The following is a 26,390-nucleotide window of genomic DNA, read 5'->3' on the forward strand; positions in this document are numbered from 1 at the left end:
ATGAAGCTCATTCCGCGACTTGGCTGCCTGACGCTGCTGGCACTTTCTGCGGCCACCCCGCTTGCCGCCCAGTCTACAAGGCAGCAGCCGACCACACCGCCCACGCCTCCCCCGGCCGAGGAAAAGCCGGCGCCCTATGACGTGCAACTGACGCGGCTTGCGGAAGTGCTCGGCTCGATCCAGTATCTTCGCACGCTGTGCGGCGTCCCGACATCCGAATGGCGGGCCTCGATGCAGCAGTTGCTGGATGCCGATACCGGCACTGAGCCGAAGCGACGCGAGAGGTTGACGGCGGCCTTCAACCGGGGGTATCGATCGTTTGCCGCCGTGCATACATCCTGCACGGATGCAGCAAGGACCGCCGAAGAGCGTTATCGTATCGAAGGCGCAACACTCGCGACAGAAATTGCCGCGCGCTTCGGAAATTAGAGGATTATTTACCTCTTTTGGCGGGAGGCCGTGTCGTTTTGATAAAAGGCTGATAAAGTTTTTAACGGGCTAGTAATTAAACGGGCACCGAGGACGACAGAATGCAGACAGGCCGCAACGACATCGACGACATGATTGTGCATGAGAAGATGCAGGCTGCCTTGGAATATCAGAGCGAGGCATGGGCCGACGGCCGTGCAGACGGTATCGAGCCGGAAATCATCGCCGACGCAGCCCTGGTCCTTGCCATGCGGGAAACCATTCGCATACACGGTGAAATGGGCGCCGAAGCCATGCTCGATTCGCTCAAGAGCCGCATGCTCGCCGGCGAATTCTCCCCCGAGCGCACTGTTCAATAAACGATAGAGGTTTCCCATGCGGAACGCGGCGGAAACGACGAGGTCCCATTTGATCATCCGCTTTTCGGCGGCAACGCTGCTTGCTGCCGCGATGGCAGTCGGCGGCCAGGCTTTTGCGCTGTCCGAGCTGCGCCCGAGTGTCGAGCCGCAAGAGCCGGAGCGTGCCCAGAGCCGCGCTATCCTCCAGGCGTTCGAAGGCACGACCCTGCCGCAGCCGGGTCCTGCGATCAACCGATCGGCCCAGGCCGGCGACAACAAGGCGCCTGCCGCCCCGGCAGAGCCCAACGCCGCCAAGCCCGCGCCTGCCGACGACAAGCCGGCGGAAATCATCCGCGACATGACCAAGCTGCCCGCGCCCGTCAAACAGATGCGTGAAAAGCTGGTCGAGGCCGCAGCCTCCGGCGATGTCACCCGCCTGCGCGCCCTGATGGGTACGGGACCGACTCAGACGCAGGTGATGAATGGTGAATTCGAGGATCCGATCGAAACGCTGAAGAGCTTTTCTGGCGATGCGGACGGCCAGGAAATCCTCGCCATCATGCTCGACATCCTCTCCACCGGTGCCGCGCATTTCGACGTCGGCACGGCTGATGAAGCCTATGTCTGGCCCTATTTCGCAGGAAAGCAGCTTTCGACGCTGACGCCGCCCGAACGGGTCGACCTTTTGCGCATCGTGACGGCCGGCGACCTCGCCGGGATGGAAGAGAACGGCAACTACAATTTCTTCCGCGCCGGCATCAGCCCGGACGGCAAATGGAAGTTCTTCTCCGGCGGCGATTAAAGCGAGCGGGGAACTCGGGTTGGCGGTTGGCTTTGTGTTGGTCGCCATCATCGTATCTGCCGCACGGTCACTACCTCCCTCTGTCACTCTCGTGACATCTCCCCCTCAAGGGGGGAGATCATGGGGAGATTGCCGTGCCGGCTTCATTTCCCCGATTAACTTCTCAGGAGGACGACACCGCATATTGGGAACCGGACGGTGCCCCCAACCAATCTCCCCCCCTTGAGGGGGAGATGCCCGGCAGGGCAGAGGGGGGTGCGGCGGGATATTTGCCCGCCTCTGCATTTGCCGCCCGGCATGTCTTGCCGCCGCCGTCGCGAAGACTTAACTCTCAGTCTCAGAACAACCGGATTCCCGCACCATGCCCGCCGCCATTCTTCCCTCGCGAAGCCTGATCCGCCTCACCGGCAAGGATGCGCAGGATTTCCTGCAGGGCCTCGTCACCACCGACATCGATTCGCTGCCGGAGGGTGAAGCCCGGCCGGGTGCGCTCTTGACGCCGCAGGGCAAGATCCTGTTCGATTTCCTGGTCTGGCGCGACGGCGACGGGTTCGTCATCGAGACCGAGACGGCCCAGCGCGAGGCGCTGATGCGGCGGCTGACCATGTACAAGCTGCGCGCAGCCGTGGATATCGCTGCCGGTCCGGAAGACGGTGTTACCGTTTTCTGGGGCGACGATTCGGACAAGAGCGCGGTGAAGGATGCGGCCTTTGCCAAGTCCGGCATCACGCTCACCCGCGCGCCCGGCAAGCTGAGTGACCAGCCGGAAGCGGCCTATCACGCTCTCCGCATCGACGCCGGCATCTCGATGTCCGGCCACGACTATGCGCTGCAGGACGCCTTTCCGCACGACGTGCTGCTCGACCAGACGGACGGTCTTTCCTTCCGCAAGGGCTGCTATGTCGGCCAGGAAGTCGTCTCCCGCATGCAGCATCGCGGCACGGCGCGGCGGCGGGTGGCGATCGTTTCGGGCGAAGCCGCCCTGCCCGCGTCCGGCACCGAGATCACAGCCGGCGGCAAGCCGGTCGGGACGCTCGGATCGGTTTCCGGCAACAAGGGCCTGGCGATCGTGCGCATCGACCGCGTCGGCGACGCTTTGGCGCGTGGAGTGCAGCTTTCGGCCGGCGACGTCGCGGTCAGCCTGGCGCTTCCCGCCTGGAGCGGGCTCTCCTTCCCGGTCGAGGCGCAAGAGGCCGAGACGTGAGCCCAGCGGTAACGGCACGGGCCTGGCAACGGATGCTGTCGGGACGACGGCTCGACCTGCTCGACCCCTCGCCGCTCGACGTCGAAATTTCCGATATCGCCCACGGGCTTGCCCGCGTCGCCCGCTGGAACGGCCAGACGCGCGGCGACCACGCGTTTTCGGTCGCCCAGCATTGCCTCGTCGTCGAAGAAATCTTCCGACGCTGCAACGAGGACTGCACGGCCGATGCGCTGCAGATGACCATGCTGCACGACGCGCCGGAATATGTGATCGGCGACATGATCTCGCCATTCAAATCCGTGGTCGGCGGCGGCTACAAAGCGGTCGAGCAGCGGCTGGAGGCGGCGATCCACCTGCGTTTCGGCCTGCCGCCGCATCCGACCCGCGAGCTCAAGGCGCTGATCAAGAAGGCCGATACGATCGCCGCCTTTTTCGAGGCCACCGAGCTTGCCGGATTTTCGGTGGCCGAGGCCCGAAAATTCTTCGGCCAGCCGCGCGGAATCACCGCCGACATGCTGCCGATCCAGCCGATGCCGGCGCTGACGGCGCAACAGCGTTTCCTCGACCGGTTCCATGAGATAGAAGCCGCACGCGCCGCTTCGGGCAAGGCGTCATGACCGCGATCGTCGTCTGCCCGCTCGGCTCCATCGCCGAGACCGCCGTGCGGCACAAGGCGCGCGAAATGGTGAGCCTGATCGCCGAGGGCCAGGACTTTCACCGGCCGGGCGTGATTGCCGCCGACCGCCACCTGAAGCTTCCGATGAACGATATCGGCTTTGCCGGCACGGGAGGCTTGATCGCGCCCAGCGAGGCGCATGTGGAAAGTCTGATCGCCTTCGTGCGCGACTGGGACCAGTCGGCGCCGATCATCATCCATTGCTGGATGGGTGTCTCTCGTTCGCCTGCCGCAGCGGTGATCGCCGCGCTCTCGCTGCATCCCGAGGAAGACGATTTCGCGCTGGCCGCAAGGCTTCGCAGCGTCGCGCCGCATGCGACGCCCAATACGCGGCTGATCGAGTTCGGCGACCGGCTGCTCGGCCGCAACGGCCGGCTGATTGCCGCCATCAAAGGGATCGGGCGCGGCGCCGAGACCGATGGCCGGGCGTCGTTCATCCTGCCGCTAAAAATCTCGCCTTGAACCTGAAAGTTGAATTTTCCTAATTGTTTAGCTGGAGGCGGGAAACCTCCATTTTTTTCTTGACCTCGCGGCCTGCTGCGCCAATTAACGGCGAAACCGAAAGAAGGAGCAGACCGCCGGATGGACCAGGCGTCGGAATTCGTTGTGGCAACCAGAGCGGCGCTCGCTCAATTGAGCGCGCTGGCGGTGCAATATTCCTTCTCCGCCGTCGGCGCGATCGTTCTGCTGATCCTCGGCTGGATGGCCGCCGGCCTGATCAGCCGCTGGGCGCATCGCGGCCTGTCGCGCATCCACGGAATCGATGCGACGCTGTCGCAATTCTTCTCCAACATTATCCGCTACGCCATCCTCGTCATCGTCATCGTCATGGTGCTCGGCCAGTTCGGGGTGCAGACGGCGTCGGTGCTCGCGGCGCTGGGCGCGATCGGACTTGCGGTCGGCCTCGCGCTCCAGGGTACGCTGCAGAACATCGCGGCCGGCATCATGCTTCTGGTCCTGCGGCCGTTCCGGGTCGGGGAGAGCATCGAGACCGGCAGCGTTACCGGCACGATCGTCGATGTCGGGTTGTTTGCAACCGAACTTCGGACTGCCGACGGCGTCTATCGGCTGGCGCCGAACTCAACGCTGTGGAACGTGCCGATCACCAATTACAGCCGGTTGAAGACACGCCGCAACGAGATTTCAGTCAGCATCGGCACCGACCGCGATATCGGCCGGACCCAGGCGAAACTGATGGCGATCGCCAGCGGCGACAGGCGGGTGCTGAAGGATCCGGCACCGACCGTCTACGTGGCGGAATTCGATGCCGGCAGCGCCAAGCTGACGCTGCGCTACTGGACGAAGAGCAGCGACTGGTGGGAAACCGGCCGCGACCTGACCAGGGACGTCAAGCTCGCTTTCGATAAATTCCCTGGCGATAAATTCCCTGGCGACAAATCGCCGGAACAGCTTCCAGACCCTCAGGTAGAAACCCGCGACGTTTCCGGTGAGAGCGGACCTCCGGCTCCTCACGGTGCGGACGAACCGGTCGCAGAGCGGACCTGAAGGAAAGGATGCATCGGGCCGGCTTTTCACGAGGAAGCCGGCCCGATGCCCAAATCTCATGAGAATCAATTGGCCATCGTCACACGGCCTTGAGGCCGTATTCCTCGCTGCCCGACCAGACGATGTCCCACGAGGCGCCGGGGCGGACGTTGCGGATGGCCGTCGGCTCAAACGCGACGAGGCAGCGGCCTTGGCTGTGGCGCACCGACGGATAAATCAGTGCGTCGTGGCCGTCGCGCCTCAGTTTCTCGGCAAGCGCCTGGCCCTGGGGATAACCGATTGCCGGATCCGGATCGAGCGCCGGGTGGTCTCTCTCGTCGGTGATGTCCGGATACTCGCCGATGAAATCCGCCAGCAGTTCGACGTAACGCGCCGTCTCCTCGAACACGCCGATGAACTTCAGTTCGCGGGTCTTGTGGAAGGCGACTTCGGCGAGCGAGGTCATCGTGTCCCAGCTGCAGTACCAGGCGCCGCGGTTTTCGTCGTTGAAGCGGTTTCCGCCTTTTCGCGTGTAGGTGAAGGCGGCGTTGATATGGGTGTTGCCATAGACCTGCAGGTCGTGCTTGCGGCGTTTCCAGGCGAGCTCGCGGCGGTCGAGATAGAGGTTCAGCCCTCGCTCGGCGGCAAGGCGAGCGCTGGTCATGCCCTCGATCTCGGCAAGGATCGCCAGTTCCTCGTCGCTATCCACCAGGCCGCGCAGGCTGGGCGGCTTGTGGTAGGTCGCCGGGATCAGCCGCACCAGGCCCCGGTCGCTGACCGCCGTGACGATCACGCGCCGCCCCGCAGGGCATCGAGGTAATTGCGGACGGCGAGGAATTGCGGCAGCCCCTCGTCGATCAGCGTATCGATCGGCCGGGCGCCGCGGAACAGCGGCCCCTCGTTCGGAAGCGTCATCCACCTGGTGGCGATCGGATCGCTGAAATAGAGTTTCAGCGCCTTGTAAATGCCGATCACGGCGCTGAGGCGCAGCATCTGATCCTTGGTCAGCCCGCCGGAATAACCGGGCTTTCGGGCGCGTTTCCAGGTGCTTTCCGACATGTCGGCAAGTGCTGCCGCCTCGTTTACCGGCACGCCCCATTCGGCGACGACATTGCCGAATGCTTTCAGCGCAACCGCCGTCAGCTGTTCCGCCTGTTCTTTCCGTGCCGTGACCGCCATGCCGAGGCTCCTTTGCGTCGAACCCAAATGTAGTTCATTTGATCTCGATGTAAAGGTCAAATGGACTTTTAGTCTGCGCGCATCACTGCGACATGGTCGAACGATGCGCCCAGCCGGTCATACGCATCTCGATCCAGGCCATCAGCGCATACATGGCGATGCCCTCGACGGCGAGCATCAACAGGCCGGCGAAGACCAGCGGCACGTTGAACTGGCTCTGCGCGGAACTCATCATGTTGCCGAGGCCGTAATTTGACGCGACGGTTTCGGAGACCACAGAGCCCACGAAGGCGAGCGTGATCGCCACTTTCAGCGAGCCGAAAAAATAGGGCATGGAGCGCGGGATGCCGACCTTCAGCATGATGTCGAGTTTCTTCGCGCCGAGCGCCCGCAGCACGTCCTCGGTTTCCGGCTCGATGGTGGCAAGGCCGGTCGCGACGTTGACGACGATCGGGAAGAAGGAGATCAGGAAGGCGGTGAGGATGGCAGGGACCGCGCCGATGCCGAACCAGATGACCAGGATCGGCACGAGCGCCACTTTGGGGATGGCGTTGAAGCCGATCATCAGCGGATAGAGCCCGGCATAGATCGCCTTCGACCAGCCGATGAAGAGGCCGATCGCCAGGCCCGCCACCACCGCGATCGCGAAGCCGACGGTGGTCGTATAGAGCGTCTGCAGCGAGTTTTTCCAGATCGGCGACCAGTATTGCACGATCGCCTGGAAGACGCGCGACGGCGCCGGGAGGATGGTGGGCGGTGTCTGCAGCACGATGACCAGCAGTTCCCAGGCGACGAAGAGCCCGATCGTGTAGAGCCAGGGCGCGAGCTTCACCCAGTTGATCCGTTGGGCAAGCGGCTTGGCCGGCGTGGCAGACGTTGCGGTGTTTTCGGTCACGACACTCATGCGACAACCCTCGCGCTGGCGATTTCGCCGTGCAGTTCATGCACCATGTCGTTGAAGGCCTTTTCGTACATGACTTCGAGATCGCGGGGCCGGGCAAAGGGAACGGCGTGCTCCTTCAGCACCTTGCCGGGACGGGCGCTCATCACGAAGATGCGGTCGGCGAGGAAAGTCGCCTCGCGCAGGTCGTGGGTGACAAGGATGATGGTGACGCCCTGCGCCGCATGCAGGTCGCGGATGACGCACCACAGTTCCTCGCGGGTGAAGGCATCGAGCGCGCCGAACGGTTCGTCGAGCATCAGGAGTTCGGGTTCGTGGATCAGCGCGCGGCAGAGATTGGCGCGCTGCTGCATGCCGCCGGAAAGCTGCCAGGGGAATTTCGAGCCGAACCCTTTCAGGCCGACGGTTTCGAGCAGGTGCTCGGCCTTCTCGACATATTCCTTCTTGTTGGCGCGCAGGCGGTGGCGGTGTCTTTCGACGATTTCGAGCGGCAGCAGGATGTTATCGAGCGTGGTGCGCCACGGCAGCATCGTCGGGTTCTGGAAGGCCATGCCGACGATCGAGACGGGCTTGGTCACCTGCTTGTCCGCCACGATGACGACACCGCTCTGCGGGATGTGCAGGCCGGTAACCAGTTTCATCAATGTCGACTTGCCGCAGCCGGACGGGCCGACGACGGCCGCGAACTCGCCCTTACCAACCTTCATGGTGAGGCCGGAGACGGCAAGCGTGCCGGCCGCGCCGCCATAGCGCATGTCGACATTGTCGATGGTAACGAGGTGAGGCATTTGGTCTCCGTTGCTGGCGGCTTGTTTCCTCTTCTCCCCTCGGGGAGAAGGTGGCCCGAAGGGTCGGATGAGGGGGCTTGCCGCAGGTTCAGCCTTTGCTTTTCGCTCAAGGCGTCGCTGCGCTCCTCCCCCTCATCTGCCCTATCGGGCATCTTCTCCCCGAGGGGAGAAGATAGATCCAATCACGGCAGCATCCGCTGTTCCTTGGCCGGCAGGAAGCTGGCGTCGAAGACCTGGTCGGCCTTGACGTTGCCCTTGAGGCCCATGGAGACTTTCAGCGTGTCGATGGAGGCGGTGAGCCGCGCCGGGTCGATACCGCCCAAGCCGTTGGCGACCACGTAAGGGGTCTTGATGTTCATCGCATTCGCCATTTTCAGGCGCTCGAGTTCGATATCCTTGTTGAGCGTCTCGTTGCGCTTGAGGACGGCAGCGACACCTTCTTCCGGCTTGGCGACGGCATCGGCAAAACCCTTGGCGAGCGCCTTCAGGACACCCTTGACGGCGGCCGGGTTCTTGGCCGCGAAATCGGTGTTGATCAGCACCGCATTGCCATAGAGGTTGAGGCCGTTTTCGGCCATCAGGATGGTGGCGATATCGTCATCCTTGATGCCCTGGGCCTTCAGGTTGAGGATGACCGAGAAGGCGAAACCGAAAACAGCGTCGACCTTCCCCTGGGCGAGCATCGGCTCGCGGACCGGGAAGCCGATCGATTCGATCGTGATCTTGGAATCGTCGATCTTGGCGACCTGCTTGAAGGCCTTCCACTGGGCGAAAGCACCATCCGGCGGCGGCGCGCCGAGCTTCTTGCCTTCCAGCGACTTCGGGTCGGTGGTGATGCCGAGCGACTTGCGGCCGACGACCGCGAAGGTCGGGCGCTCGTAGATCATCATCGCGGCCCTGATCTTCTGGTTCGGATCCTCGTCGAGGAACTTGATCAGCGAGTTGATGTCGCCGAAACCCATCTGGTAGGCGCCGGTCGCGACGCGCGGGATGGCCTCGACGGAGCCATTGCCGGTGTCGATGGTGACGTCGAGGCCCTCAGCCTTGAAGTAACCCTTGTCCTGCGCCAGCAGGAAACCGGCGGCCGGGCCTTCGAACTTCCAGTCGAGCGTGAACTTGACCGCAGTTTGCGCCAGCGCCTGGCCGGCCGGCATGGAAAAGCCGGCAGCAAGCGCCAGTGCCGCCACGGCCGATAGTTTTGAAAGCAGTCTGCGCGAGATCATGAAAGGTCGTCCCCCTGGAGTTTTTTGTTCGGATGGCCTGCATCCAAGCGCTTATTCAGGGGCAGCGCAAGTCGAAACTGCACATAAAACAATCATATTTTCATGCCGCCCTCCTCATGGGCACATGCCGATTTGGCACACATGATACTGCCTATCTTTTCAGCAGGATCCCTCGCTCCACCTGGAACCGTCCGGACCACGTCGCAAGGGAGGCGCAGGCCACCGAGCGTGGCCGGCCGGAACTCCGAAACGACAATGGTTTCCAAGGCTTCCGATTGGAAATTGGCTGTGGAACGGCTCTTCCCTTCCCTCGTCCGGCAACTGTATAAACGCTCTACCCAACTCTTCACCTGCGAGCGTGCCGATGATCGAAATCCTCCTTCTGCTGCTGGTGGTCCTGATGGTGGGCCTCAATCGCAAGACATCGGCCCGGGTGAGCGCGCTCGAAAAGGAGCTGGAGGCGGTCAAGGCCGGGCTGCTGGCGCAGCAACCGGTTTCCGCGGCCACGCCCGTGGCGGCGCCGGCCGCCGTCATCACCGAGACGGTCGTCGAAGAACTACCTGCTCAGGCAGAGCCGATGCCCGAGGCCGCTCCGGCTGCGCCCGAGACACTGCCCGAGGAGACGATCGCAGCGAGCACGACTGCCGAAGAGGCTGCTGCCATGGAAGAGGCTCCCGCCCCGGCTGTAGCGAGGACACCGACGCCGGCAAAACCGAAGACCAAGGAAAACCTCGAAAGTTATCTCGGCGCCCGCTGGCCCGTCTGGGTCGGTGGCGTGGCACTCGCCTTCGGCGGCATCTTTCTCGTGCGCGCGTCTATCGAAGCCGGGCTGCTCGGACCGGGTGCGCGCCTCGTGCTCGCCTGCCTGTTCGGCCTCCTCCTGATGGCCGGCGGCGAGATCGTGCGACGCCGGGCGATGCCGCAGGTGTCCGACCGGTTCAGCAATGCGATGATCCCCGGAGCGCTGACGGCGGCAGGTGCCGTGACGCTGCTCGGGGCGATCTATGCGGCCTACGGCGTCTATCAATTCATCGGTGCGACGCCGGCCTTCGTCCTGCTGGCGCTCGTCTCGTTTGCCACCATCGCCCTCTCGCTGCTGCACGGGCAGGCGCTGGCCGGGCTCGGCCTGCTCGCCTCGCTGTTGACGCCCGGCCTCGTCGCCAGCGGCGAGCCGAACGCCAATGCGCTGTTTCTCTTCCTCGGCCTTACCTGGGTCGCGGTCAATGCCGCCTCGCGCTTCCGCAAATGGACGATCGTGCCGATGCTCGCCAATATCGGCATCGGGCTGTGGGTGATCGCCTATGCCATCGGCGCGGATGATTTCGATACGATGCCGCCGACGTTGACGCTGATCGTGATGATCGCCGGCACCGGCTTCTTCTGGCCGGGTTCGGTCTATGGCAGGGACCGGGTGGTCAAGACCGGCTGGGGCGGAATGCTCGGGCGCCAGCCGCTGACCATCACGCTGTCGGTGGCGTTCATGTCGGTGCTGCCGTCGCTCGCCATGCTGGCGACCAACCCGGTGACCGGCATCGATCCGTATTTTCCCGCCGCGGCGGTGATCGCGGCACTTGCGGCACTCGGCGCCAGCCGGGCCTACGCGGTCTGGCCGGCGATGATCGCGGCCGGCGGAGCGGTGCTGAGCCTTGCCATCGTGGCGATTTCGCTGCTCGACACCTATGTGCCGCAGCCGGTCGGCAACGAACCTTTGCCGGTCATCACCTATACGACGGAAATCGCGGTCAGCCTGCTGCTCGGGGCGGTGTTTACCCTGCTGGGCTTTGCGTTCCTCAGACGCTTCCGCAAGACGGAGCCGGAATTTGCGATGGTCTGGAGCGTACTGATGTCGGGCGTGCCGGTGGCGCTGGCGACGATCAGCTTCCTCAATTTCGGCAATCTCGGGCGCGACTGGATCCACGGGCTTTACGGGGTCGGTCTCGGCCTCGTGCTTCTGGCCGGTGCCGAATGGCTGTTCCGCGATCGCAACGAGACGGATGGGCGTATCGACTGGGCGGCCAATCTGGTCGTTGCCGGCTCGTTTGCCGGTTTCACGCTGGCGCTGCATGCGCTGTCCAATGGTATCGTCACCACCATCCTCCTGTCCCTGCTGGGTTTCGCCTATGTGCTCGGCATGCGGGCACGGCCATGGCCGGCGCTGCCGTGGATGATGGCGGCGGCGATCCTGATCGTCTTCGGACGCATCGCCTGGGAGCCGACGCTGATCGGCCAGAACAGTCTCGGCACCACGCCGTTCTTCAACGCGCTTCTGCCAGGTTACGGCATTCCGACCCTGCTGGCGATCGTGACGGCCTATCTGCTGAAGGACTCTTCGGATTTCCGCATCCGCAACCTCATGCAGGCGCTCGCGTCGCTCGCCGCCCTGATGACGGTGGCGGTGCTGGTGCGCCATGCGATGAACGGCGGCGTACTCGACGACCGGGTGCCGACGCTTGGCGAACAGTCGATCTACACGCTGCTGACGGTCGGCTTCTCCGGCATATTGATGACGCTCGACCTCAAGTCGCCGAGCCCTGTCTTCCGCTGGGGTTCGATGATCGCCGGCGTGCTGGCGACGATCAATGCGCTGTCGCTGCATGTGTTTGCGCTGAACCCCTATTTCAGCGGCGAAAACACCGGTTCCTGGCCTTTCCTCAACCTGCTGCTGCTCGGTTATCTTCTGCCCGGCCTCGCCTATGCACTCGTCGCCTATTACGCCCGCGGGCGGCGGCCGATGCCCTACGTGATCATGCTGGCGCTCGCCGGCGCGGTGCTCGGTTTCCTATGGGCGACGCTTTCGGTACGCCGTTTCTGGCAGGGCGAGAACATTGCCGACTGGAAGGGGTTCATGGCCGCCGAGACCTATACCTATTCGGTGGTCTGGCTGCTGATAGGCGTGTTGCTGCTGGCGATCGGTTCGAAGCTCGATGCCAAGAGCCTGCGGCTCGCTTCCGCCGCTCTCGTGCTGGTCGCGGTGGTGAAAGTGTTCCTGGTCGACATGTCGAACCTCGAAGGGATTCTTCGGGCGCTGTCGTTCATCGGGCTCGGCGCGGTGCTGATCGGGATCGGGCTTTTCTACCAGCGCATTCTGGTGAACAAGGGCGGTGAACCCGCCGCCACCGATTCCCAGGAACCCGCCTCGTGACCGTTTCGCTTATCGCTTCCCTGGCCGCCGCCTTTTCGCCCTTCGAGGCGCTTGCCGAGACCCTGATCCCGCATGCGACCGAGGGTGACGACGGCTCGCACGACATCGCCCATATCCTGCGCGTCTTCCGCAATGCGATGCGCATCCACGCCCAGGAAGGTGGCGACGGGCGGGTGCTGGCCGCCGCCGTGCTGCTGCATGACTGCGTGTCGGTGGAGAAGAACTCGCCGCTGCGGGCGCAGGCTTCGCGGCTGGCGGCCGAGAAAGCGTCGGTGATCCTTGCCGATCTCGGCTGGGACAAGGCGGATATCGGGGCAGTCGCACATGCGGTCACGGCGCACAGTTTTTCGGCCAACATCGTGCCCGAGACGCTGGAAGCGAAGATATTGCAGGATGCGGACCGGCTGGACGCGATCGGCATGGTGGGGGCGGCGCGCTGTTTCTACATCGCCGGGCGCATGGGCTCCGGCCTCTACGACCCGGCCGATCCGCTCGCCAGACATCGCCCGCTCGACGACAAGGCTTTTGCGATCGACCATTTCGAGGTGAAACTGTTCAAGCTCGCCGACGGCTTCCAGACGGCCGCGGGGCGGGCTTTTGCCACCGAGCGGCACGCGCGGCTGAAACAGGTCCTCGACCTCTTCATCGACGAGATTTGAAGGAGACTTCCCATGCGGATCAGCGAACTCAATTTCTATCCCCTGAAGAGCGGCCGCGGCATCGCGCTCGACGAAGCAGAGATCACGGCCGCGGGCATTCCCGGCGACCGGGAGATGATGGTCGTCGATCCGACCGGCATGTTCATCACCCAGCGGGAATTGCAGCCGCTCGCCAGGCTCGAGGTCTACCCGGAAACCGATTCCGTGCGCTTCGCGATGGAGGGGCAAGGTGAGATCCGCGTCGCCCGGCCGCCGGCTGACCGGCGCATGGAGACGGTCGTCTGGAAATCGAGCGTCAACGCGGCGCTTGCCGACGATGCGGCCAATACGGTGCTGTCGGAATGGCTCGGGCGGGATATCCGGCTGGTGTTTTTCGACGAGCAGGCCCGCCGCGTCGCCAGCCCCGAATGGGCGGGCGACAATTCGCCGGTGACCTTCGCCGACGGCTACCAGGTGCTGGTGACCACGACGGGATCGCTCGCCGCGCTCAATGTCGACATGGCGGCGAAGGGCGAAGGCGCGGTCGGCATGGAGCGGTTCCGGCCGAACATCGTGCTTGACCACGACCAGCCCTGGGCCGAGGACGGCTGGACCGGCATCGAGATCGCCGGCATCCGCTTCGATTTCGTCAAGCCCTGCGCCCGCTGCATCATGACCACGCAGGACCAGCAGACCGGCTCGCGCGACGTGCCCGATCCGATCCCCTCCATGGGCCGCATCCGCATGTCCGCCGACCGGCGCGTGCCCGGCCCGCTGTTCGGGTGGAACGCCGTGCCGCGCGGCACCGGGCGGATCAAGGTCGGCGATGTTGCGAGCGTGGTTGCCGAGCGGCCGGAGGCCTGGGCGATCAAGCGGCGGGCTTGATCAGGCCGACATTTCCTGCAGCAGTTTCAGCCGCTGCAGGTCTTTCGGCCGGCCGCAGAGTTCGAAGATCCGCTTGAGGTCCGCCATGCCGGCGACGGAGGCGACGGCCGACCGAAATTTTATCCGGACGGGCTCTACGACCTCGACGCCCTGCCAGCGGCCGCTAGAGAACACTTTGAAACCGGCCATGAGTTCGACCGGTATGTCGCCAAGCCGGAGGCCGAGGAAAAATTGCGAGCGGAAACGGTCGCCGCCGCCATCGGCTTCGTTTTCGAGATCGAGACGGGCCGAGATCCGCGCCGCATCTTCGAGCGAGAGAAGCACATCGATATCCTTGACGGGCTCGCCCTGAACGCCGTGCAGGCGCAGGGCCGCGCCGCCGAACACGGCCCAGGGATCGCGGCAGTTCATCATGATGCCGCCAAGTCCGACCAGGGCCTGTTCCAGAATGTCATCCGAATGAGACAAGCCGTTATCCTTCCCGATTTCCAAGGCGATGGCATTGCCGGCTGCGGTAGCAGAATCAGGCTGCTGCCTCAAGGATCCTGCCACACGTCGAGGCCGCCCACGGTATCTCACCGGGAGCGGCCTTGGACTTCAATCGGCAATGCGGGACGAGTGCGAGTTGCGTTCACTCCGCCGGGTTCAAAGCCCCCGCCCCAGGCATTTCCTGCCGTTCCGGCCGGTTCAACAAACCATAGCCCAGCAGCATCGTCGTGAACGCCAGCGCGCCGCCGGCGACCGCGACCCAGAAGCCGTTGGAGGCGCCGTAGGCATCGATCGTCCAGCCGGCGAGCGAGGAGCCGGCGGCAAAGCCGATGCTCATGCCGGTCATCGCATAGGTGATGCCTTCCGTGACCTGCGAGGACGGGACGATGCGTTCGATCAGGGTCATGGCGCTGATGAAGGTCGGCGAGATCGCGGCACCGGCGAGGAAGATCACCGCCGTCAGGCCCCACAGGCTGCCGACAAAGGGCATGGGCAGCGTGGTGACGGCGGCAACCAGGCTTGCGAAGAGCAGCCGGCGGGCGAGCGACGACTTGAACTTGATGGCGCCAAAGACGACGCCGACCACGAAGGAACCGGCTGCATAGGCCGACAGGATATAGCTGGCGGCGCCCTTGTTGCCCAGCGCTTCCGAGAAGGCGACGACCGAGACTTCCGCCGTGCCGAAGATGACGCCCATGCCGGCGCAGAGCACGACCAGGAACCACATGGCAAGCAGCCGCATGACCGAACCGCCGCCCTTTACGCGCTGCGGATCGACCTTCGGTTCGGTCGATTTCTGGACGACGAACAGCGTCGTGCCGACCGCCAGGAAGGCGGCCGAGGCGAGCACGCCGGCTTCCGGGAACCACGCGACGCTAAGGCCGATGCCGAAGACCGGGCCGCAGATATAAACGAGCTCGTCGATGACGGATTCGAAGGCGAAGGCGGTGTGCAGTTCCGGCCGGTCGCGATAGATTTCCGACCAGCGGGCGCGCACGAGCGCCATCATGCTCGGCATCAGGCCGGCGACGAGGGCGAAGGCAAACAATGTCCAGATGGGCCATCGCATCCAAGCGGCGGCGGCCAGACCGATCAGCGCGAAAAAGGTGACGAACGTCGTCGGCACCAGCACCGCCGACTGGCCCTTCGCATCCACCCAGCGCGACACCTGCGGGGAGATGAAGGCGTTGGCGAGCGCGAATGTGGCCGAAACCGCGCCGGCCAGCCAATATTCGCCATGCGTCTGGGAGAGCATGGCGACGAGGCCGATCGTCGTCATCGGCAGCGGCAGCCGCGCCACGAAAGCGGCGGCGGAAAAACCTTTCGTACCCGGCCTTGCGAATATTTCGCGATAGGGATTGGGCATAACCTGCTCCTTGGGTTATTTTGAATGAGGACTTACATACGCCGCGTATGTAAGGTAAATAGCCGCATACGTTTCGTATGTCAATTCGCATACGGTGCGTATGCGAATAATCCGGAGTCCGCATGGCAGAGAAAATCGCAGACAAGATCGTCACCGAGATGACTCCCGGCACGGGCGTGAAGAGCGCAGCCAGGCCGCGCAAGGAAATGATCGCCGAAACGAAGGCCAAGCTGATCGCCGCCGCAAGGCGCGCCTTTGCGCACCAAGGTTATGCGGAGGCCTCGATGGACGATTTCACCGCCGGCGCCGGGCTGACGCGCGGGGCGCTCTACCACCATTTCGGCGACAAGAAGGGCCTGCTGATGGCCGTGATCATGCAGATGGACGCGGAGATGTCCGACCGGCTCGCCGCCATCTCATCAAGGGCCGAGACGCCCTGGCAGGCTTTCGTCGACGAATGCGTCGCCTTTATCGAGATGTCCCTGGAGCCGGAGATCCAGCGCATCATGCTGCTCGACGGCCCAGCGGTGCTTGGCGACCCGTCGCAATGGCCGAACCAGAGCGCCTGCATTCGCACGACGACCGCCAGCCTTCAGAAGCTCATCGACCAGGGCACCATCCGCCCCGTCGACGCCGAAGCCACCGCCCGCCTCGTCAACGGCGCGACGCTGAGCGCCGCACTTTGGATTGCCAATGCGCAAGACCCGGACACGGTGTCGAAGAAGGCGGTGGAGGTGTTTCTAACGCTGGTTTCGGGGTTGTTGGTGGAGCGGTGAGTGTGGGGCGATGCGGCGTTGGTTGGGCCTTAGAAGAGCCTTCGTCCGCTTTCGGCCCGAAACGGTCATAAAGTGGGACGCGACCGCGAAAGCTCATTTTCACGCCATCGAAGCCATTGCTGTCTCAACTTTAGCCGAGCAATGCCTACCGTCTGTTCGAGAACCTGCAGATTGAGGATGCGTTCTGTGCGAAAATGTCGAAAGGCTTGCCTTGTTTCACACCATGCAATCAACAGACAGTGTCCATCTTCATAGCCCAGAAGCACGGGCCAGATGATACGGTGAGTGACCTCGCCATTGGCTGCGCAATAATCGAGCTGAATCTTTCGGCCCTCCCTGATCGCCTGCCTGGTTGGTCGGCTATCGAACGTTAGGTCGTGAGCAGTCTCAATGGGTTTCAGACCGACTGCAGGATCGGCCATAAAGGGAACTAGGTGGTTCGGGAGGATGGATCCAATCTTTGCGATGACATCCCTGGCGGCGTTCGTGATCGCGGGGTCACCCAACTTTCCCACCATCTGAACACCGAGCAAGACGGCCTCGATCTCCTCTGGAGTCAGCATCAATGGAGGCATGTCAAATCGCGAATCTAGGAGGTAGCCAAACCCTGCCTCACCTTCGATGGGAACGCGCTGACTGATTAGATGTGCGAGGTCGCGGTAGATCGTTCTTTGCGAAACCTCCAGCTCATCCGCAAGCTGCGCTGATGTGACCGGGCGGTGCGACCGTCGCAGGATTTGTATGATCTGAAATAACCGATCCGCTTTTCGCATAGCTGCTGACTCCTGCTGCCACAACGCTGTCAGGACGACTGTGTCACAGAAGCAGAGAAAGAGATCGTCACCCAACAAGGAAAAATCATGAAACTTGCATCCACCCGCCTCGTTGCCGCCGACATCAAGAAGATGGTCGCCTTCTACGAACTGCTGACGGGCTTTAATGCAGAATGGCTTGCTCCCGTCTTCGCCGAAATCGTAACGCCGGGTGCAGCCTTGGCTATAGGCAGCGCTGAGACTGTTGCCCTTTTCAGAGAGGGAAGTGCGGAACCTTGCGCAAATAGAACGGCTATTCTGGAGTTCATGGTACAGGACGTAGACGCGGAGTTCGCACGACTGAAAGACCACGTAGAGGTGGTGCATGAGCCAAAGGACCTGCCTTGGGGAAACCGAACCGTCCAGTTCTCTGACCCTGAAGGGACCCGCGTCGCTCTGTATACTCCGGTTACCCAGGCGGCCAGACGGCGCTTTGGCGGTCGCTGATGGTCTGACAAAATCCGCGAGCGGAGCCCGGCCAGGCGCCGCTCGCATATGACTGCAATTGGCGCAAAGCCGCCACCGCGGCCCAACCACCCCACTCCCCCGCCCCACGCATGGCAGCTATTCTCAAAAGCAGGTTGTCCGGCCCCTTGCCGAACGGTCACAACGGGGTCATCACCATACGCTGCGTGATCCTCATGCGCCGGCCGGGTTTTCGGGCGGTTTGTCGAAAGAGACTGCCTTCATGACTCCTCGGTCCACCGGCCTCATCTGCGCCTTCGCGGCGGTGACGATCTTTTCGATGCAGGACGGGATTTCCAAACATCTGGGCAGCGCCTATCCGCCGATCTTCATCACCATGATCCGCTACTGGGCGTTCGCGGGCTTTGCGCTTGCGCTGGCCAGCCGCTCGGCCGGCGGGGTGAAGGTCGCGGCCAATGCCCGCCGGCCCTGGCTGCAGGCTGCCCGCGGCGCGCTGCTGGCGGTGCAGATCGTCATCTCGATCTTCTCCTTCTCGCATGTCGGGCTCGCGGCCAGCCACACGATGTTTGCGGCGACGCCGCTGGTGGTCGCCTGTCTTTCGGTGCCGTTTCTCGGCGAAAAGGTCGGCTGGCGGCGGTGGACGGCGATCGGCATCGGCTTTGTCGGCATCCTTTTGATCGTCAACCCGCTTAACGCCACCTTCGACATCCGGATCGTCATTCCGATGGTCGCGACGCTGATGTTCGGACTCTATTCGGTCATGACCCGGCTTGCCAGCCGCACAGATACCTCCGACACGGCCTTTTTCTATACCGGCATCGTCGGCGCGGTGACGATCACCATCGTCGGCCCGTTCTACTGGACGCAGGTCACGCCCACCGACTGGCTGTGGATGCTGGTGCTCTGCATTACCGGCATCAGCGGGCATTACCTTCTGATCCGCGCCTTCAACCTGCTCGACGCGGTGGTCGTGCAGCCGATGTCCTATATCCAGTCGGTCTTTGTCTGCCTGATCGGCGTCTTCGTGTTCGGCGAGGTGATGACCGCCAACATGATCCTCGGCGTCGCAATCGTCATCGGCGCCGGCATCTTCACCATCTGGCGCGAGGCCCGACTCGGCCGCGCCGCGCCGCCGGTGATCGATCCGCCGGGCACGCCGTAAGGGCGCGCGTGGAGCCCCTCCCCCTTGTGGGGACGGGTTTTCTGTCTTCATAAGACCCCTCCCGCCTGCCCGCCACCCTCCCCACAAGGGGGAGGGTCAAGACTGCCGCGCCCTCTTCCCTCGTCTGCGACGCCCTGCCCATCGCAAGCTGCACGGTTTTCGCAAGTGCATGGGCCGCATCAATCACGGTGATGGATTGATTGAGGAAAAGTTGTTTTAAGAACAGCGGCGCACGCGATATGGTTTCTTCTTGTTTTCGAGGAGGAATCGCATGCCCACGTCTGCATCGCCATCCGCGCGGAGGCCGGCTTCCATGCCCTGGCTGATCATCGTCGCCGGCGCCCTGATCGCCATGCTGACCTTCGGTCCGCGCTCGGCCATGGGCTTCTTCCAGCTTCCGATGCTCGTCGACACCGGCTGGGACCGGTCCACCTTCGGGCTCGCCATGGCGATCCAGAACCTTGCCTGGGGGCTCGGCCAGCCCTTCTTCGGGGCGCTTGCCGACAAATACGGCACAGGCCGCGTCCTCACCATGTCGGGCGTGCTCTATGCCGCCGGCCTCATCATCATGGCCAATGCCAATGCGCCGATCTGGCTGCATATCGGCGGCGGCGTGCTGATCGGCCTGGCGATCGCCGCCGGCTCCTTCAGCGTCATCCTCTCGGCCTTTGCCCGCAACGTGACCCCGGAGCAGCGCTCGATGGCGTTCGGCATCGGCACTGCCGCAGGCTCGGCCGGCATGTTCCTGTTTGCGCCGCTGAGCCAGGCGCTGATCAGCAATTTCGGCTGGTCCGACAGCCTGGTCTATCTGTCGGTGCTGATGCTGATCGTGCCGCTGCTCGCCTTTCCGCTGCGCGGCAATGCAAGCTCGGGAAGCCAGTCGCACAGCCAGTTCCAGCAATCGGTAGGTGCGGCCCTGAAGGAAGCCTTCGCTCATCAGAGCTACCTGCTCCTGACCGCCGGGTTCTTCGTCTGCGGCTTCCAGGTCGCCTTCATCACCGCGCATTTCCCGGCCTATCTCGGGGATATCGGCATCGCGCCCGCTTACGCGGTGATCGCCATGGCGCTGATCGGCTTCTTCAACATCATCGGCTCGCTCGGCGCGGGCTTTATCGGCCAGCGCTATTCGAAGCCCTATTTCCTCGCCTATATCTATATCGCCCGGTCGATCGCGGTGACGGCCTTCCTCATCTTGCCGCAAACACCGGTCTCGGTGATCGTGTTCGCGATCGTCATGGGACTGCTCTGGCTTTCCACCGTGCCGCCGACCAACGGGCTCGTCGCCATCATGTTCGGCACGCGCCATCTGGGGCTCCTGGGCGGCCTCGTCTTCCTGTCGCACCAGGTCGGCTCGTTCCTCGGCGTGTGGATGGGCGGTTATCTCTACGACCGTTTCGGCTCCTACGATCCGGTCTGGTGGCTCGGCGTGGCTCTCGGCATTTTTGCCGCCGCCGTACATTGGCCGATACAGGAAAAGCCGGTGGACCGGGGGGTATTGCAGCCGGCGGAGTAGCGGCCGGCCAAGCCGTTAGCTGGCTTGGCGTTCCGCATCCTTCGAAAGCGCCTTGAGCGCCGCCTGGACGAAACCGTCGCGGGCGGCGTTTTCCGTCAGCCCCCGGGGTTCGTAGACGTGGCGGTGCAGGAAATAGCCGGTAAGCCGGAAGGCTTCCGCCATGCTGTCGCGGTCGGCGACCGAAGCGGCGCCTTCTCCGAGGAAGCCAGGCAGGGCCAGCATGCGGTCGGCATAGGGCGTGCCGGCCTCGCGGGAAACGGCGCGGCCGCTTTTCGGCGAGACGTAGACGAGGTTTTCCCGTCCGCCGGTCGCCGCGCATTCCGTGAGGTCGAGGCCGAAACCGAGGTCGTTCAGAACCGCGAGCTCGAAACGCACGAAAAGCTCGCCGGCATCGGACGGATCGTCGAAGGCATCGAGGATGATGTCCAGCGCATCGAAGAGATGCGGGTGCGGGTCGCGCTCGGGCAGCAGGCGCAGCAGCGCGCCCATCGCCTGAACGCCGTAGACGGCGGTCGCCGTCTCCATCAGCTTGGCGGCGCGCAATCGGATCGGTTCCAGCTTGAACTCGCCGAGATGTTCGTCGAGCCGCGCGCGCCAGACCACTTCCACCCGGTTCCCGGGCTGCAGCACCGGCTGCATCGCCCGCGAACGGCCGGAGCGGACAAGGCCCAGATGCCTTCCGCGGTCACGGGTCATCAGCTCGGCGATGACGCTCGTCTCGCCGTGGCGCTTGACGCCTATGATGATCGCTTCGTCCTGCCACTGCATGTATCTGTTCAAGCTCCTTTCGAGCCGATTCAACAATAGAGCATAAGTCATTCGGACTGAATCGGTTTCTGCTTTTGCCGCTCTGCGGCAAAGATGCAGGTTCCCTGGGCTTGCCTGGAACAAATCGGCCTCCATTTGGATTCCTGTGCGAAAATTCGCCACGCCAATATGACCCTTGGGAGTCTTCATGAAATACGCCCTCTTCGCCGCCGCCCTTCTGGCCGCCACGCCCGCCACCCTTTTCTCCTCGCCGGCCGCCGCGCAATCGCAGCAGCTCGAGCAGGCCTGCATCACCGTCGCCAAAAATTTCCTGCTGGTGCCGTCGATCAAGACGGGCATCGTCCAGTCCTTCCCGGAACTGGATCCACCTGGCGCGCGGCTTACCTATTCAACCCGCGAGGACGCCAAGCCAACCGATTTCACCAACCAGATCGAGTGCGAGTTCGACAAGGGACAGCCGCCCTTCCGGCTGCAGCGCTTCTGCATTTCCGACACCTGCTACGGACCCAACGAGCAGGACCAGGACAACCGCCGCCGCTACCTGGAAGTCAAGGCGCTGATGGACCGGCAGAAGTGACGCGCAGGCCTATTTGCCGAGCACGTTGAGCGCCGAGGTGAGATAACGTGCGGCAAGCACCTGGCGGCGTTTGGTGGCGAGCCAGAGAGCGGCGCGGCAATGGCGTTCCAGAGGATCGGTCGCGGCAACCGCCGCGGCCGCGGACTGGATGGCGACGGTGCCGGAATAAATATACGGGACGCCCTCGGAATCCCGCAGACAACGGCCATTCGCGGTGACTTCGATCCGGCGGCCGTCCGGATGGGTCAGGCGGTAGTTTTCCCGGTAGGCGCCACCGCTGACGATCGCATCGTGGATCGCCTTTGCGACCCGTTGCCTGTCGCCCTCGTTGACGTAGCGGATGACCTTCTCGATGGGGGCGCCAGCGGCCAGTTCCTCTTCGGAAACGCCGAATATGTCGGCGATCACCTGGTCGCCATACACCTTGTTTTCCGGTACGATCCAACTGTAGAATCCGAGAGAATTCGGATCATCCGGGCCCGTGTCTTCCTCTCCCGATCCGAAGTCCGACATTCATGACTCTCCGTGCCACTTTGCCGATAAATTGAATGTTCGGCTCTACGTTAGCAAGTCATTATAATGATGGATAAAAACCGCTACCTGGTTCCGTCCCCAGGTAACGCTCGGAGGAATTGACGCCGCCATGCGGCTTAGGCGGATATGGCAGTGCTCAGGACTTCGGAAATTCCAGTCCCATTTCGCGGAAACGTTCCGGATCGTCGCCCCAGTTCTCGCGGACCTTGACGAACAGGAAGAGGTGGACCGGCTGCTCGAGGATCTCTGCGAGCTCCTTGCGGGAAGCGGTGGAGATCGCCTTGATGGCGTCGCCATTCTTGCCGAGTGCGATCTTCTTCTGGCTGTCACGCTCCACGTAGATCACCTGTTCGATGCGCACCGAACCGTCCTTGCGTTCCTCCCACTTCTCCGTCTCGACATGGCTGGCATAGGGGAGTTCCTGGTGGAGGCGCAGGAAGAGTTTTTCGCGGGTGATCTCGGCCGCCAGCTGACGCATCGGCAGGTCGGAGATCTGGTCCTCCGGATAATACCAGGGACCTTCCGGCAGCTTGTCGGCCAGATAATCCATCAGGTCGTCGCAGCCGGAACCGGTGGTCGCCGACACCATGAAGGTGCGCTCGAACGGCACGGCTTCGTTGGCCGTGGCGGTGAGCTTCAGCAGGTCTTCGTGGCGGACGCGGTCGATCTTGTTCAGGACCAGGATCTTCGGCTGGTGGACGTCCTTGAGGCCTTCGAGGATCGCCTCGGCGTCGCCGCGGATGCCGCGTTCGCTGTCGATCAGGAGAAGGATCAGGTCGGCATCCTTGGCGCCGCCCCAGGCCGACGTCACCATGGCGCGGTCCAGCCGGCGGCGCGGCTTGAAGATGCCGGGCGTATCCATGAAGACGATCTGGGCGTTGTTGTGGATGGCGATGCCGCGCACGATGGCGCGCGTCGTCTGCACCTTGTGGCTGACGATCGAGACCTTGGCGCCGACGAGCCGGTTGAGAAGCGTCGATTTGCCGGCATTGGTCGGGCCGATCAGCGCCACGAAGCCGGAATGGGTTGCACCGGCGGATGTCTGGCCGGCTGCGTTCTCTTCACCGGTATTGTTGTCGTTCTCGGTCATGGTGTCCAATTCATTGTTCGGCAGAGGGTTTCTGCCACACGCCTTCGCGTTCGAGCATCTTGGTGGCGGCCACCTGTTCGGCGGCGCGCTTGGAACGGTCCACGCCGGTCTCCGGCGCCACGCCCGGAACGTCAACCGTCACCGTGAAGCGTGGATCATGATCCGGGCCGGACCGTTCGTCCACCCGGTAGGCGGGGGTCAGGCCGAATTTCGCGTGCGCCCACTCCTGCAGCTCGGTCTTGGCATCGCGCCGCGCGCCGTCTGCGCGGGTGGCGCGGCCTTCCCAGTACCTGATGATGAAGCCGCGGGCGGCTTCCAGCCCACCATCCAGATAGAGGGCGGCAATCAGGCTTTCGACCACGTCGGCGCGCACGTTCATCATCCGCTTGCCGGTCAGCTTCTTGACGTCGGCGCCGGTACGGATGAACCGATGCAGCTCGAGTTCGTCGGCGACCAAAGCGCAGCTGTCGGCACTGACCAGCTGGTTCAGACGTACGGAAAGCTCTCCTTCGGCGGCGGTGCGGAACGTCTTGAACAGCAGTTCGGCGACACAGAGGCCGAGCACGCGGTCGCCCAGGAATTCCAGCCGTTCGTAGTTCGCGCTCTTGGCCGACCCGGTGCTCGCATGGGTAAGCGCCCGGTCGAGCCATTGCTTGTCGGCGAATTCATGACCTATGGCTTTTTCAAGCTGACCGCGTTCCTCCGCCGAAAGCGTCTTCGACTTCATCACCGAACGACCTTGAAAATCCGATCCCAGCGCATGTTCGCCGGCCATTTCCAGATTTCACGGAACGAGGTGTCGTTGCCGAGCGAGAAGAAGATGACGCTGGCGCGGCCGACCAGGTTCTCGGCGGGCACGTAACCCACGTCGAAACGGCTGTCGAGCGAGTTGTCGCGGTTGTCGCCCATGAAGAAATAGTGGCCGGCCGGGACGACGAATTCCTGGGTGTTGTCGCCGCGCGAAACCGGCGAATGGTCGAGCGTGTCATAGGTGACGCCGTTGTCGAGCGTTTCGCGGAAAACCGGCACGTCGGTGCCCGGATCGAGGCTGTAATCGGAGGTGAAGGTGCCGTCGCCCTGTTTGGGAACCGGTTTGCCGTTCAGGAACAATACGCCATTCGTAACCTGGACGCGGTCGCCCGGCAGGCCGATCAGGCGCTTGATATAGTCGATGTCCGGATGGCTCGGCAGGCGGAAGACGATGACGTCGCCGCGCTTGGGTTCGCTGAATTCCAGGATACGGCCGGAGAACAGGTTGGGCGAGAACGGCAGCGAATATTTCGAATATCCGTAGGCGAACTTGTTGACGAAGATATAGTCGCCGACGAGCAGGGACGGCATCATAGAGCCGGACGGGATGGTGAAGGGCTGGAACAGCACGGTGCGGATCACCATTGCCAGCAGGAGAGCCTGGATGATGACCTTGATGTTTTCCCAGAGGCTGTTCTGCGACTTGGTCTCGGCTTTGTCGGACACGTTTGACGTCTTTCTGTTCGGCTCGGCTGTTGCCAGCGGTTTTGCGTTCTCTAAACCCTTCGCAAAGCGGCGGCAATGGTCGATTAGGCCGCGAGGCGCGCTTCGATCACCACAAAGGCCTGCGCATAAGGGTATTCGTCGGTGATGGTGATGTGAATAACCGCTTCATGGCCTGCCGGCATCATGCTCGCGAGACGTTCGGCGGCGCCATTGGTAAGCACCATGGTGGGCCGCCCGCCGGGCAGATTGACGACCCCCATATCCTTCCAGAACACGCCGTGCGCGATGCCGGTGCCGAGCGCCTTGGAGCACGCCTCCTTGGCGGCGAAACGCTTGGCATAGGAGGCCGCCCGGTTCTGGCGGCGGTCGGATTTCGCCCGCTCGATCTCGGTGAAACAGCGATGGGTGAAACGCTCCCCGAACCGTTCGATCGATTTCTCCACGCGTCTTATGTCGATGAGGTCACTACCCATGCCGATGATCATGAAATCTTCCTCGCGGCGCCCCGGCCGGTTCTCGTCAGTCCTATACTGACTTGAGTGCTCCGGCCCGCGCCGTCAAGCGTTCCAGCCGCCGGTTGCGGAAACTGCGCACGCCCAGATAAGTGACGGCATAAAAAACCAAGCCGCACAGGATGCCGGGCGGCAGGGAACCGATCAGCATCGGCTCCAGGATCGGCCGCCAGAGTTGCGAGACATCGAGGTGGTGAAACAACCTGCTGAGATCGAGACTGTCATGACCCGCGGCGTCGTGGCCAAGCATCGTCTCGCCGAGCTTCCAGGTGAGCGGCCAGATGATCGGACAGGTGATGGGATTGGCGAAGGTGGTGCCGAGCGCCGCGGCGATCATGCTGCCGCCGAAGAGATAGGCAAGCGGGATCGCAAGCAGGATGTGGAGGCCGAGAAACGGTGTCCAGGCGCTGACGACACCGATCGCAAGCCCCGCCGCAACCGCATGCGGCGAACCGCCGATGCGCATCACCTTGAGGCGATAATATTCGAGGACGCGGCGAAAGCCCTTGGGAGGCAGGACGGCACGGCGCAGTCTTTGACGAATTCCAAGCGGTGTACGGCGGCGAAACGGCATGAGTGCGCATCTGGTTCGGCAGCGGGATATTCATCCGTCAGCTGCGGGAATCTTCGGTCGAACGGGCTTTAGCCCAAGCCGAAGATGATGGCGAAAATTGGCCGGCCCTGCATAAGAGCGGCTTTCGCAGAGGTGATTCGGTCACCGGTAGCATCGACGCGGTAAGACCTGCAACAGCCGCGCGGCGTCATTTCCACGCGAACGGGTGGCTGATCGGAGCGTATCGCTTAGAAGGACGACTTGCGGAACATGCCGCGGTCGATCTGACGCATGCGGTATTCGAGGTCGATCCGGTCGTTTGCTTCGTTCAGGTAAGCGACTTCACGGTCCTGGGTGGTGGGGACGCGGAAAGCGCGGGCGAACTTGCGTACTGAGTTAAACATGATGCCTTCTTTCTTTCTAATATTGCACTGCAGCAATATAAGTCGCCACATCATGCTTTACCAACGCAGCAACCGCCGGGCAGCCTTGCGTGGGAAGCATGGCAGGTTAATCGGGATGCGCAGGAAATGGGCGAACGCCCGAGTTTGCCGGTTACACCAGGCGGAGAAGCCTCCTCTCATGCAGAGAGACCGTGCGCTTTCGAGCGTGTTTGGTATGATCGCAGGCATTATTTCGGGCAAAC

The 26,390-nt window shown here is 63.2% G+C and carries 31 protein-coding genes; 15 read left to right on the plus strand and 16 right to left on the minus strand.

Annotated elements, in window-relative coordinates; genetic code table 11:
* The 7 genes from GQ59_RS10480 to GQ59_RS10510 all read left to right on the plus strand — a co-directional run bounded on the left by GQ59_RS10480 (nucleotide 1) and on the right by GQ59_RS10510 (nucleotide 4,955).
* Nucleotides 1–429, plus strand: coding sequence for a TIGR02301 family protein (locus GQ59_RS10480; RefSeq protein ID WP_037080871.1), 429 nt, complete (start codon nucleotides 1–3; stop codon nucleotides 427–429).
* Nucleotides 430–530: 101 nt separating this feature from the next.
* Complete coding sequence (locus GQ59_RS10485; protein WP_007752665.1) at nucleotides 531–788, plus strand: hypothetical protein; 258 nt, start codon at nucleotides 531–533, stop codon at nucleotides 786–788.
* Between the two features lie 16 nt (nucleotides 789–804).
* Nucleotides 805–1,569 (plus strand): hypothetical protein, encoded by a 765-nt coding sequence (locus tag GQ59_RS10490; RefSeq protein ID WP_037080875.1) that lies wholly within the window; start codon nucleotides 805–807, stop codon nucleotides 1,567–1,569.
* Between the two features lie 361 nt (nucleotides 1,570–1,930).
* Entirely contained in the window at nucleotides 1,931–2,773 is an 843-nt protein-coding gene (gene ygfZ, locus GQ59_RS10495; protein WP_037080877.1) for a CAF17-like 4Fe-4S cluster assembly/insertion protein YgfZ, read from the plus strand.
* A 32-nt stretch (nucleotides 2,774–2,805) separates the two neighbouring features.
* Nucleotides 2,806–3,390 carry a YfbR-like 5'-deoxynucleotidase gene (locus GQ59_RS10500; RefSeq protein ID WP_037080880.1) on the plus strand — a complete coding sequence of 195 codons (585 nt, stop codon included), beginning with the start codon at nucleotides 2,806–2,808 and terminating at the stop codon, nucleotides 3,388–3,390.
* The gene (locus tag GQ59_RS10505; protein ID WP_037080883.1) at nucleotides 3,387–3,911 is read left to right on the plus strand and encodes a tyrosine phosphatase family protein; all 525 of its coding nucleotides are present in this window, start codon (nucleotides 3,387–3,389) and stop codon (nucleotides 3,909–3,911) included. Before GQ59_RS10500 ends, GQ59_RS10505 begins: the two co-directional genes overlap by 4 nt.
* A 120-nt stretch (nucleotides 3,912–4,031) precedes the next feature.
* A complete protein-coding gene (locus GQ59_RS10510) occupies nucleotides 4,032–4,955 on the plus strand; it encodes a mechanosensitive ion channel family protein (RefSeq protein WP_037080886.1) in 924 nt (307 codons plus the stop codon).
* 79 nt (nucleotides 4,956–5,034) lie between these two features.
* On the opposite strand, the gene GQ59_RS10515 is transcribed toward GQ59_RS10510, so the two are convergent.
* The 5 genes from GQ59_RS10515 to GQ59_RS10535 all read right to left on the minus strand — a co-directional run bounded on the left by GQ59_RS10515 (nucleotide 5,035) and on the right by GQ59_RS10535 (nucleotide 9,025).
* Nucleotides 5,035–5,727 (minus strand): RES family NAD+ phosphorylase, encoded by a 693-nt coding sequence (locus GQ59_RS10515; protein WP_037080888.1) that lies wholly within the window; start codon nucleotides 5,725–5,727, stop codon nucleotides 5,035–5,037.
* Nucleotides 5,724–6,113, minus strand: a complete 390-nt coding sequence (locus GQ59_RS10520; RefSeq protein ID WP_007768817.1) for an MbcA/ParS/Xre antitoxin family protein — start codon at nucleotides 6,111–6,113, stop codon at nucleotides 5,724–5,726. Before GQ59_RS10520 ends, GQ59_RS10515 begins: the two co-directional genes overlap by 4 nt.
* Nucleotides 6,114–6,195: 82 nt before the next feature.
* Nucleotides 6,196–7,017: an ABC transporter permease gene (locus GQ59_RS10525; protein WP_037080890.1), complete on the minus strand. Its 822-nt coding sequence runs from the start codon at nucleotides 7,015–7,017 to the stop codon at nucleotides 6,196–6,198.
* Nucleotides 7,014–7,802, minus strand: a complete 789-nt coding sequence (locus tag GQ59_RS10530) for an ABC transporter ATP-binding protein (protein ID WP_037080891.1) — start codon at nucleotides 7,800–7,802, stop codon at nucleotides 7,014–7,016. The genes GQ59_RS10525 and GQ59_RS10530 overlap by 4 nt, the downstream gene beginning before the upstream one ends.
* 182 nt (nucleotides 7,803–7,984) lie before the next feature.
* The gene (locus GQ59_RS10535; protein WP_037080892.1) at nucleotides 7,985–9,025 is read right to left on the minus strand and encodes an ABC transporter substrate-binding protein; all 1,041 of its coding nucleotides are present in this window, start codon (nucleotides 9,023–9,025) and stop codon (nucleotides 7,985–7,987) included.
* A 364-nt stretch (nucleotides 9,026–9,389) separates the two neighbouring features.
* Between GQ59_RS10535 and GQ59_RS10540 the strand changes: the two genes are divergently transcribed.
* Genes GQ59_RS10540 through GQ59_RS10550 form a run of 3 tightly spaced genes read left to right on the plus strand, consistent with a single transcriptional unit; the run spans nucleotide 9,390 to nucleotide 13,690 of the window.
* Complete coding sequence (locus GQ59_RS10540) at nucleotides 9,390–12,167, plus strand: DUF2339 domain-containing protein (protein WP_037080895.1); 2,778 nt, start codon at nucleotides 9,390–9,392, stop codon at nucleotides 12,165–12,167.
* Between the two features lie 20 nt (nucleotides 12,168–12,187).
* Entirely contained in the window at nucleotides 12,188–12,826 is a 639-nt protein-coding gene (locus GQ59_RS10545) for an HD domain-containing protein (protein ID WP_037081146.1), read from the plus strand.
* Between the two features lie 12 nt (nucleotides 12,827–12,838).
* Nucleotides 12,839–13,690 carry an MOSC domain-containing protein gene (locus GQ59_RS10550; protein ID WP_037080896.1) on the plus strand — a complete coding sequence of 284 codons (852 nt, stop codon included), beginning with the start codon at nucleotides 12,839–12,841 and terminating at the stop codon, nucleotides 13,688–13,690.
* Here GQ59_RS10550 and GQ59_RS30535 read toward each other — a convergent pair whose 3' ends face one another.
* Both GQ59_RS30535 and GQ59_RS10560 read right to left on the minus strand, forming a co-directional pair.
* Nucleotides 13,691–14,158 (minus strand): hypothetical protein, encoded by a 468-nt coding sequence (locus GQ59_RS30535; protein ID WP_152564293.1) that lies wholly within the window; start codon nucleotides 14,156–14,158, stop codon nucleotides 13,691–13,693.
* Between the two features lie 163 nt (nucleotides 14,159–14,321).
* Complete coding sequence (locus tag GQ59_RS10560) at nucleotides 14,322–15,545, minus strand: MFS transporter (RefSeq protein WP_037080897.1); 1,224 nt, start codon at nucleotides 15,543–15,545, stop codon at nucleotides 14,322–14,324.
* A 158-nt stretch (nucleotides 15,546–15,703) separates the two neighbouring features.
* Here GQ59_RS10560 and GQ59_RS10565 point away from each other — a divergent pair, with 158 nt between their 5' ends.
* Nucleotides 15,704–16,321 (plus strand): TetR/AcrR family transcriptional regulator, encoded by a 618-nt coding sequence (locus GQ59_RS10565; RefSeq protein WP_037081150.1) that lies wholly within the window; start codon nucleotides 15,704–15,706, stop codon nucleotides 16,319–16,321.
* Nucleotides 16,322–16,386: 65 nt separating this feature from the next.
* Here the strand turns inward: GQ59_RS10565 and GQ59_RS10570 are convergent, their stop codons facing one another.
* Nucleotides 16,387–17,094, minus strand: coding sequence for a helix-turn-helix transcriptional regulator (locus tag GQ59_RS10570; protein ID WP_037080898.1), 708 nt, complete (start codon nucleotides 17,092–17,094; stop codon nucleotides 16,387–16,389).
* Between the two features lie 87 nt (nucleotides 17,095–17,181).
* Between GQ59_RS10570 and GQ59_RS10575 the strand changes: the two genes are divergently transcribed.
* The 3 genes from GQ59_RS10575 to GQ59_RS10585 all read left to right on the plus strand — a co-directional run bounded on the left by GQ59_RS10575 (nucleotide 17,182) and on the right by GQ59_RS10585 (nucleotide 20,234).
* Nucleotides 17,182–17,580, plus strand: a complete 399-nt coding sequence (locus GQ59_RS10575) for a VOC family protein (RefSeq protein ID WP_037080899.1) — start codon at nucleotides 17,182–17,184, stop codon at nucleotides 17,578–17,580.
* A gap of 241 nt (nucleotides 17,581–17,821) precedes the next feature.
* Complete coding sequence (locus GQ59_RS10580; RefSeq protein WP_037080900.1) at nucleotides 17,822–18,721, plus strand: DMT family transporter; 900 nt, start codon at nucleotides 17,822–17,824, stop codon at nucleotides 18,719–18,721.
* A gap of 271 nt (nucleotides 18,722–18,992) precedes the next feature.
* Nucleotides 18,993–20,234 (plus strand): MFS transporter, encoded by a 1,242-nt coding sequence (locus GQ59_RS10585; RefSeq protein WP_037080902.1) that lies wholly within the window; start codon nucleotides 18,993–18,995, stop codon nucleotides 20,232–20,234.
* Nucleotides 20,235–20,249: 15 nt separating this feature from the next.
* Here GQ59_RS10585 and recO read toward each other — a convergent pair whose 3' ends face one another.
* Entirely contained in the window at nucleotides 20,250–21,002 is a 753-nt protein-coding gene (gene recO, locus GQ59_RS10590) for a DNA repair protein RecO (RefSeq protein WP_037080904.1), read from the minus strand.
* A 187-nt stretch (nucleotides 21,003–21,189) separates the two neighbouring features.
* On the opposite strand from recO, the gene GQ59_RS10595 reads away from it, so the two are divergent.
* On the plus strand, nucleotides 21,190–21,579 hold the full coding sequence (locus GQ59_RS10595) for a hypothetical protein (protein ID WP_051903898.1): 390 nt from the start codon (nucleotides 21,190–21,192) through the stop codon (nucleotides 21,577–21,579).
* A gap of 9 nt (nucleotides 21,580–21,588) precedes the next feature.
* Here GQ59_RS10595 and GQ59_RS10600 read toward each other — a convergent pair whose 3' ends face one another.
* The 7 genes from GQ59_RS10600 to GQ59_RS31035 all read right to left on the minus strand — a co-directional run bounded on the left by GQ59_RS10600 (nucleotide 21,589) and on the right by GQ59_RS31035 (nucleotide 26,148).
* Entirely contained in the window at nucleotides 21,589–22,092 is a 504-nt protein-coding gene (locus GQ59_RS10600) for a PAS domain-containing protein (protein WP_037080905.1), read from the minus strand.
* Nucleotides 22,093–22,249: 157 nt separating this feature from the next.
* Nucleotides 22,250–23,203, minus strand: a complete 954-nt coding sequence (gene era / locus GQ59_RS10605; RefSeq protein WP_037081154.1) for a GTPase Era — start codon at nucleotides 23,201–23,203, stop codon at nucleotides 22,250–22,252.
* A gap of 10 nt (nucleotides 23,204–23,213) precedes the next feature.
* On the minus strand, nucleotides 23,214–23,933 hold the full coding sequence (gene rnc / locus GQ59_RS10610; protein ID WP_037081156.1) for a ribonuclease III: 720 nt from the start codon (nucleotides 23,931–23,933) through the stop codon (nucleotides 23,214–23,216).
* A complete protein-coding gene (gene lepB, locus GQ59_RS10615) occupies nucleotides 23,930–24,679 on the minus strand; it encodes a signal peptidase I (protein WP_037080907.1) in 750 nt (249 codons plus the stop codon). Before lepB ends, rnc begins: the two co-directional genes overlap by 4 nt.
* An 83-nt stretch (nucleotides 24,680–24,762) precedes the next feature.
* Nucleotides 24,763–25,164 carry a holo-ACP synthase gene (gene acpS, locus GQ59_RS10620; RefSeq protein WP_037080909.1) on the minus strand — a complete coding sequence of 134 codons (402 nt, stop codon included), beginning with the start codon at nucleotides 25,162–25,164 and terminating at the stop codon, nucleotides 24,763–24,765.
* A gap of 40 nt (nucleotides 25,165–25,204) precedes the next feature.
* A complete protein-coding gene (locus GQ59_RS10625; RefSeq protein ID WP_037080912.1) occupies nucleotides 25,205–25,765 on the minus strand; it encodes a DUF2062 domain-containing protein in 561 nt (186 codons plus the stop codon).
* 227 nt (nucleotides 25,766–25,992) lie between these two features.
* A complete protein-coding gene (locus GQ59_RS31035; protein WP_084683115.1) occupies nucleotides 25,993–26,148 on the minus strand; it encodes a DUF3563 family protein in 156 nt (51 codons plus the stop codon).
* Nucleotides 26,149–26,390: the final 242 nt, after the last annotated feature.

Source organism: Neorhizobium vignae, from assembly GCF_000732195.1.
In the GTDB taxonomy this organism is placed as follows: domain Bacteria; phylum Pseudomonadota; class Alphaproteobacteria; order Rhizobiales; family Rhizobiaceae; genus Neorhizobium; species Neorhizobium vignae.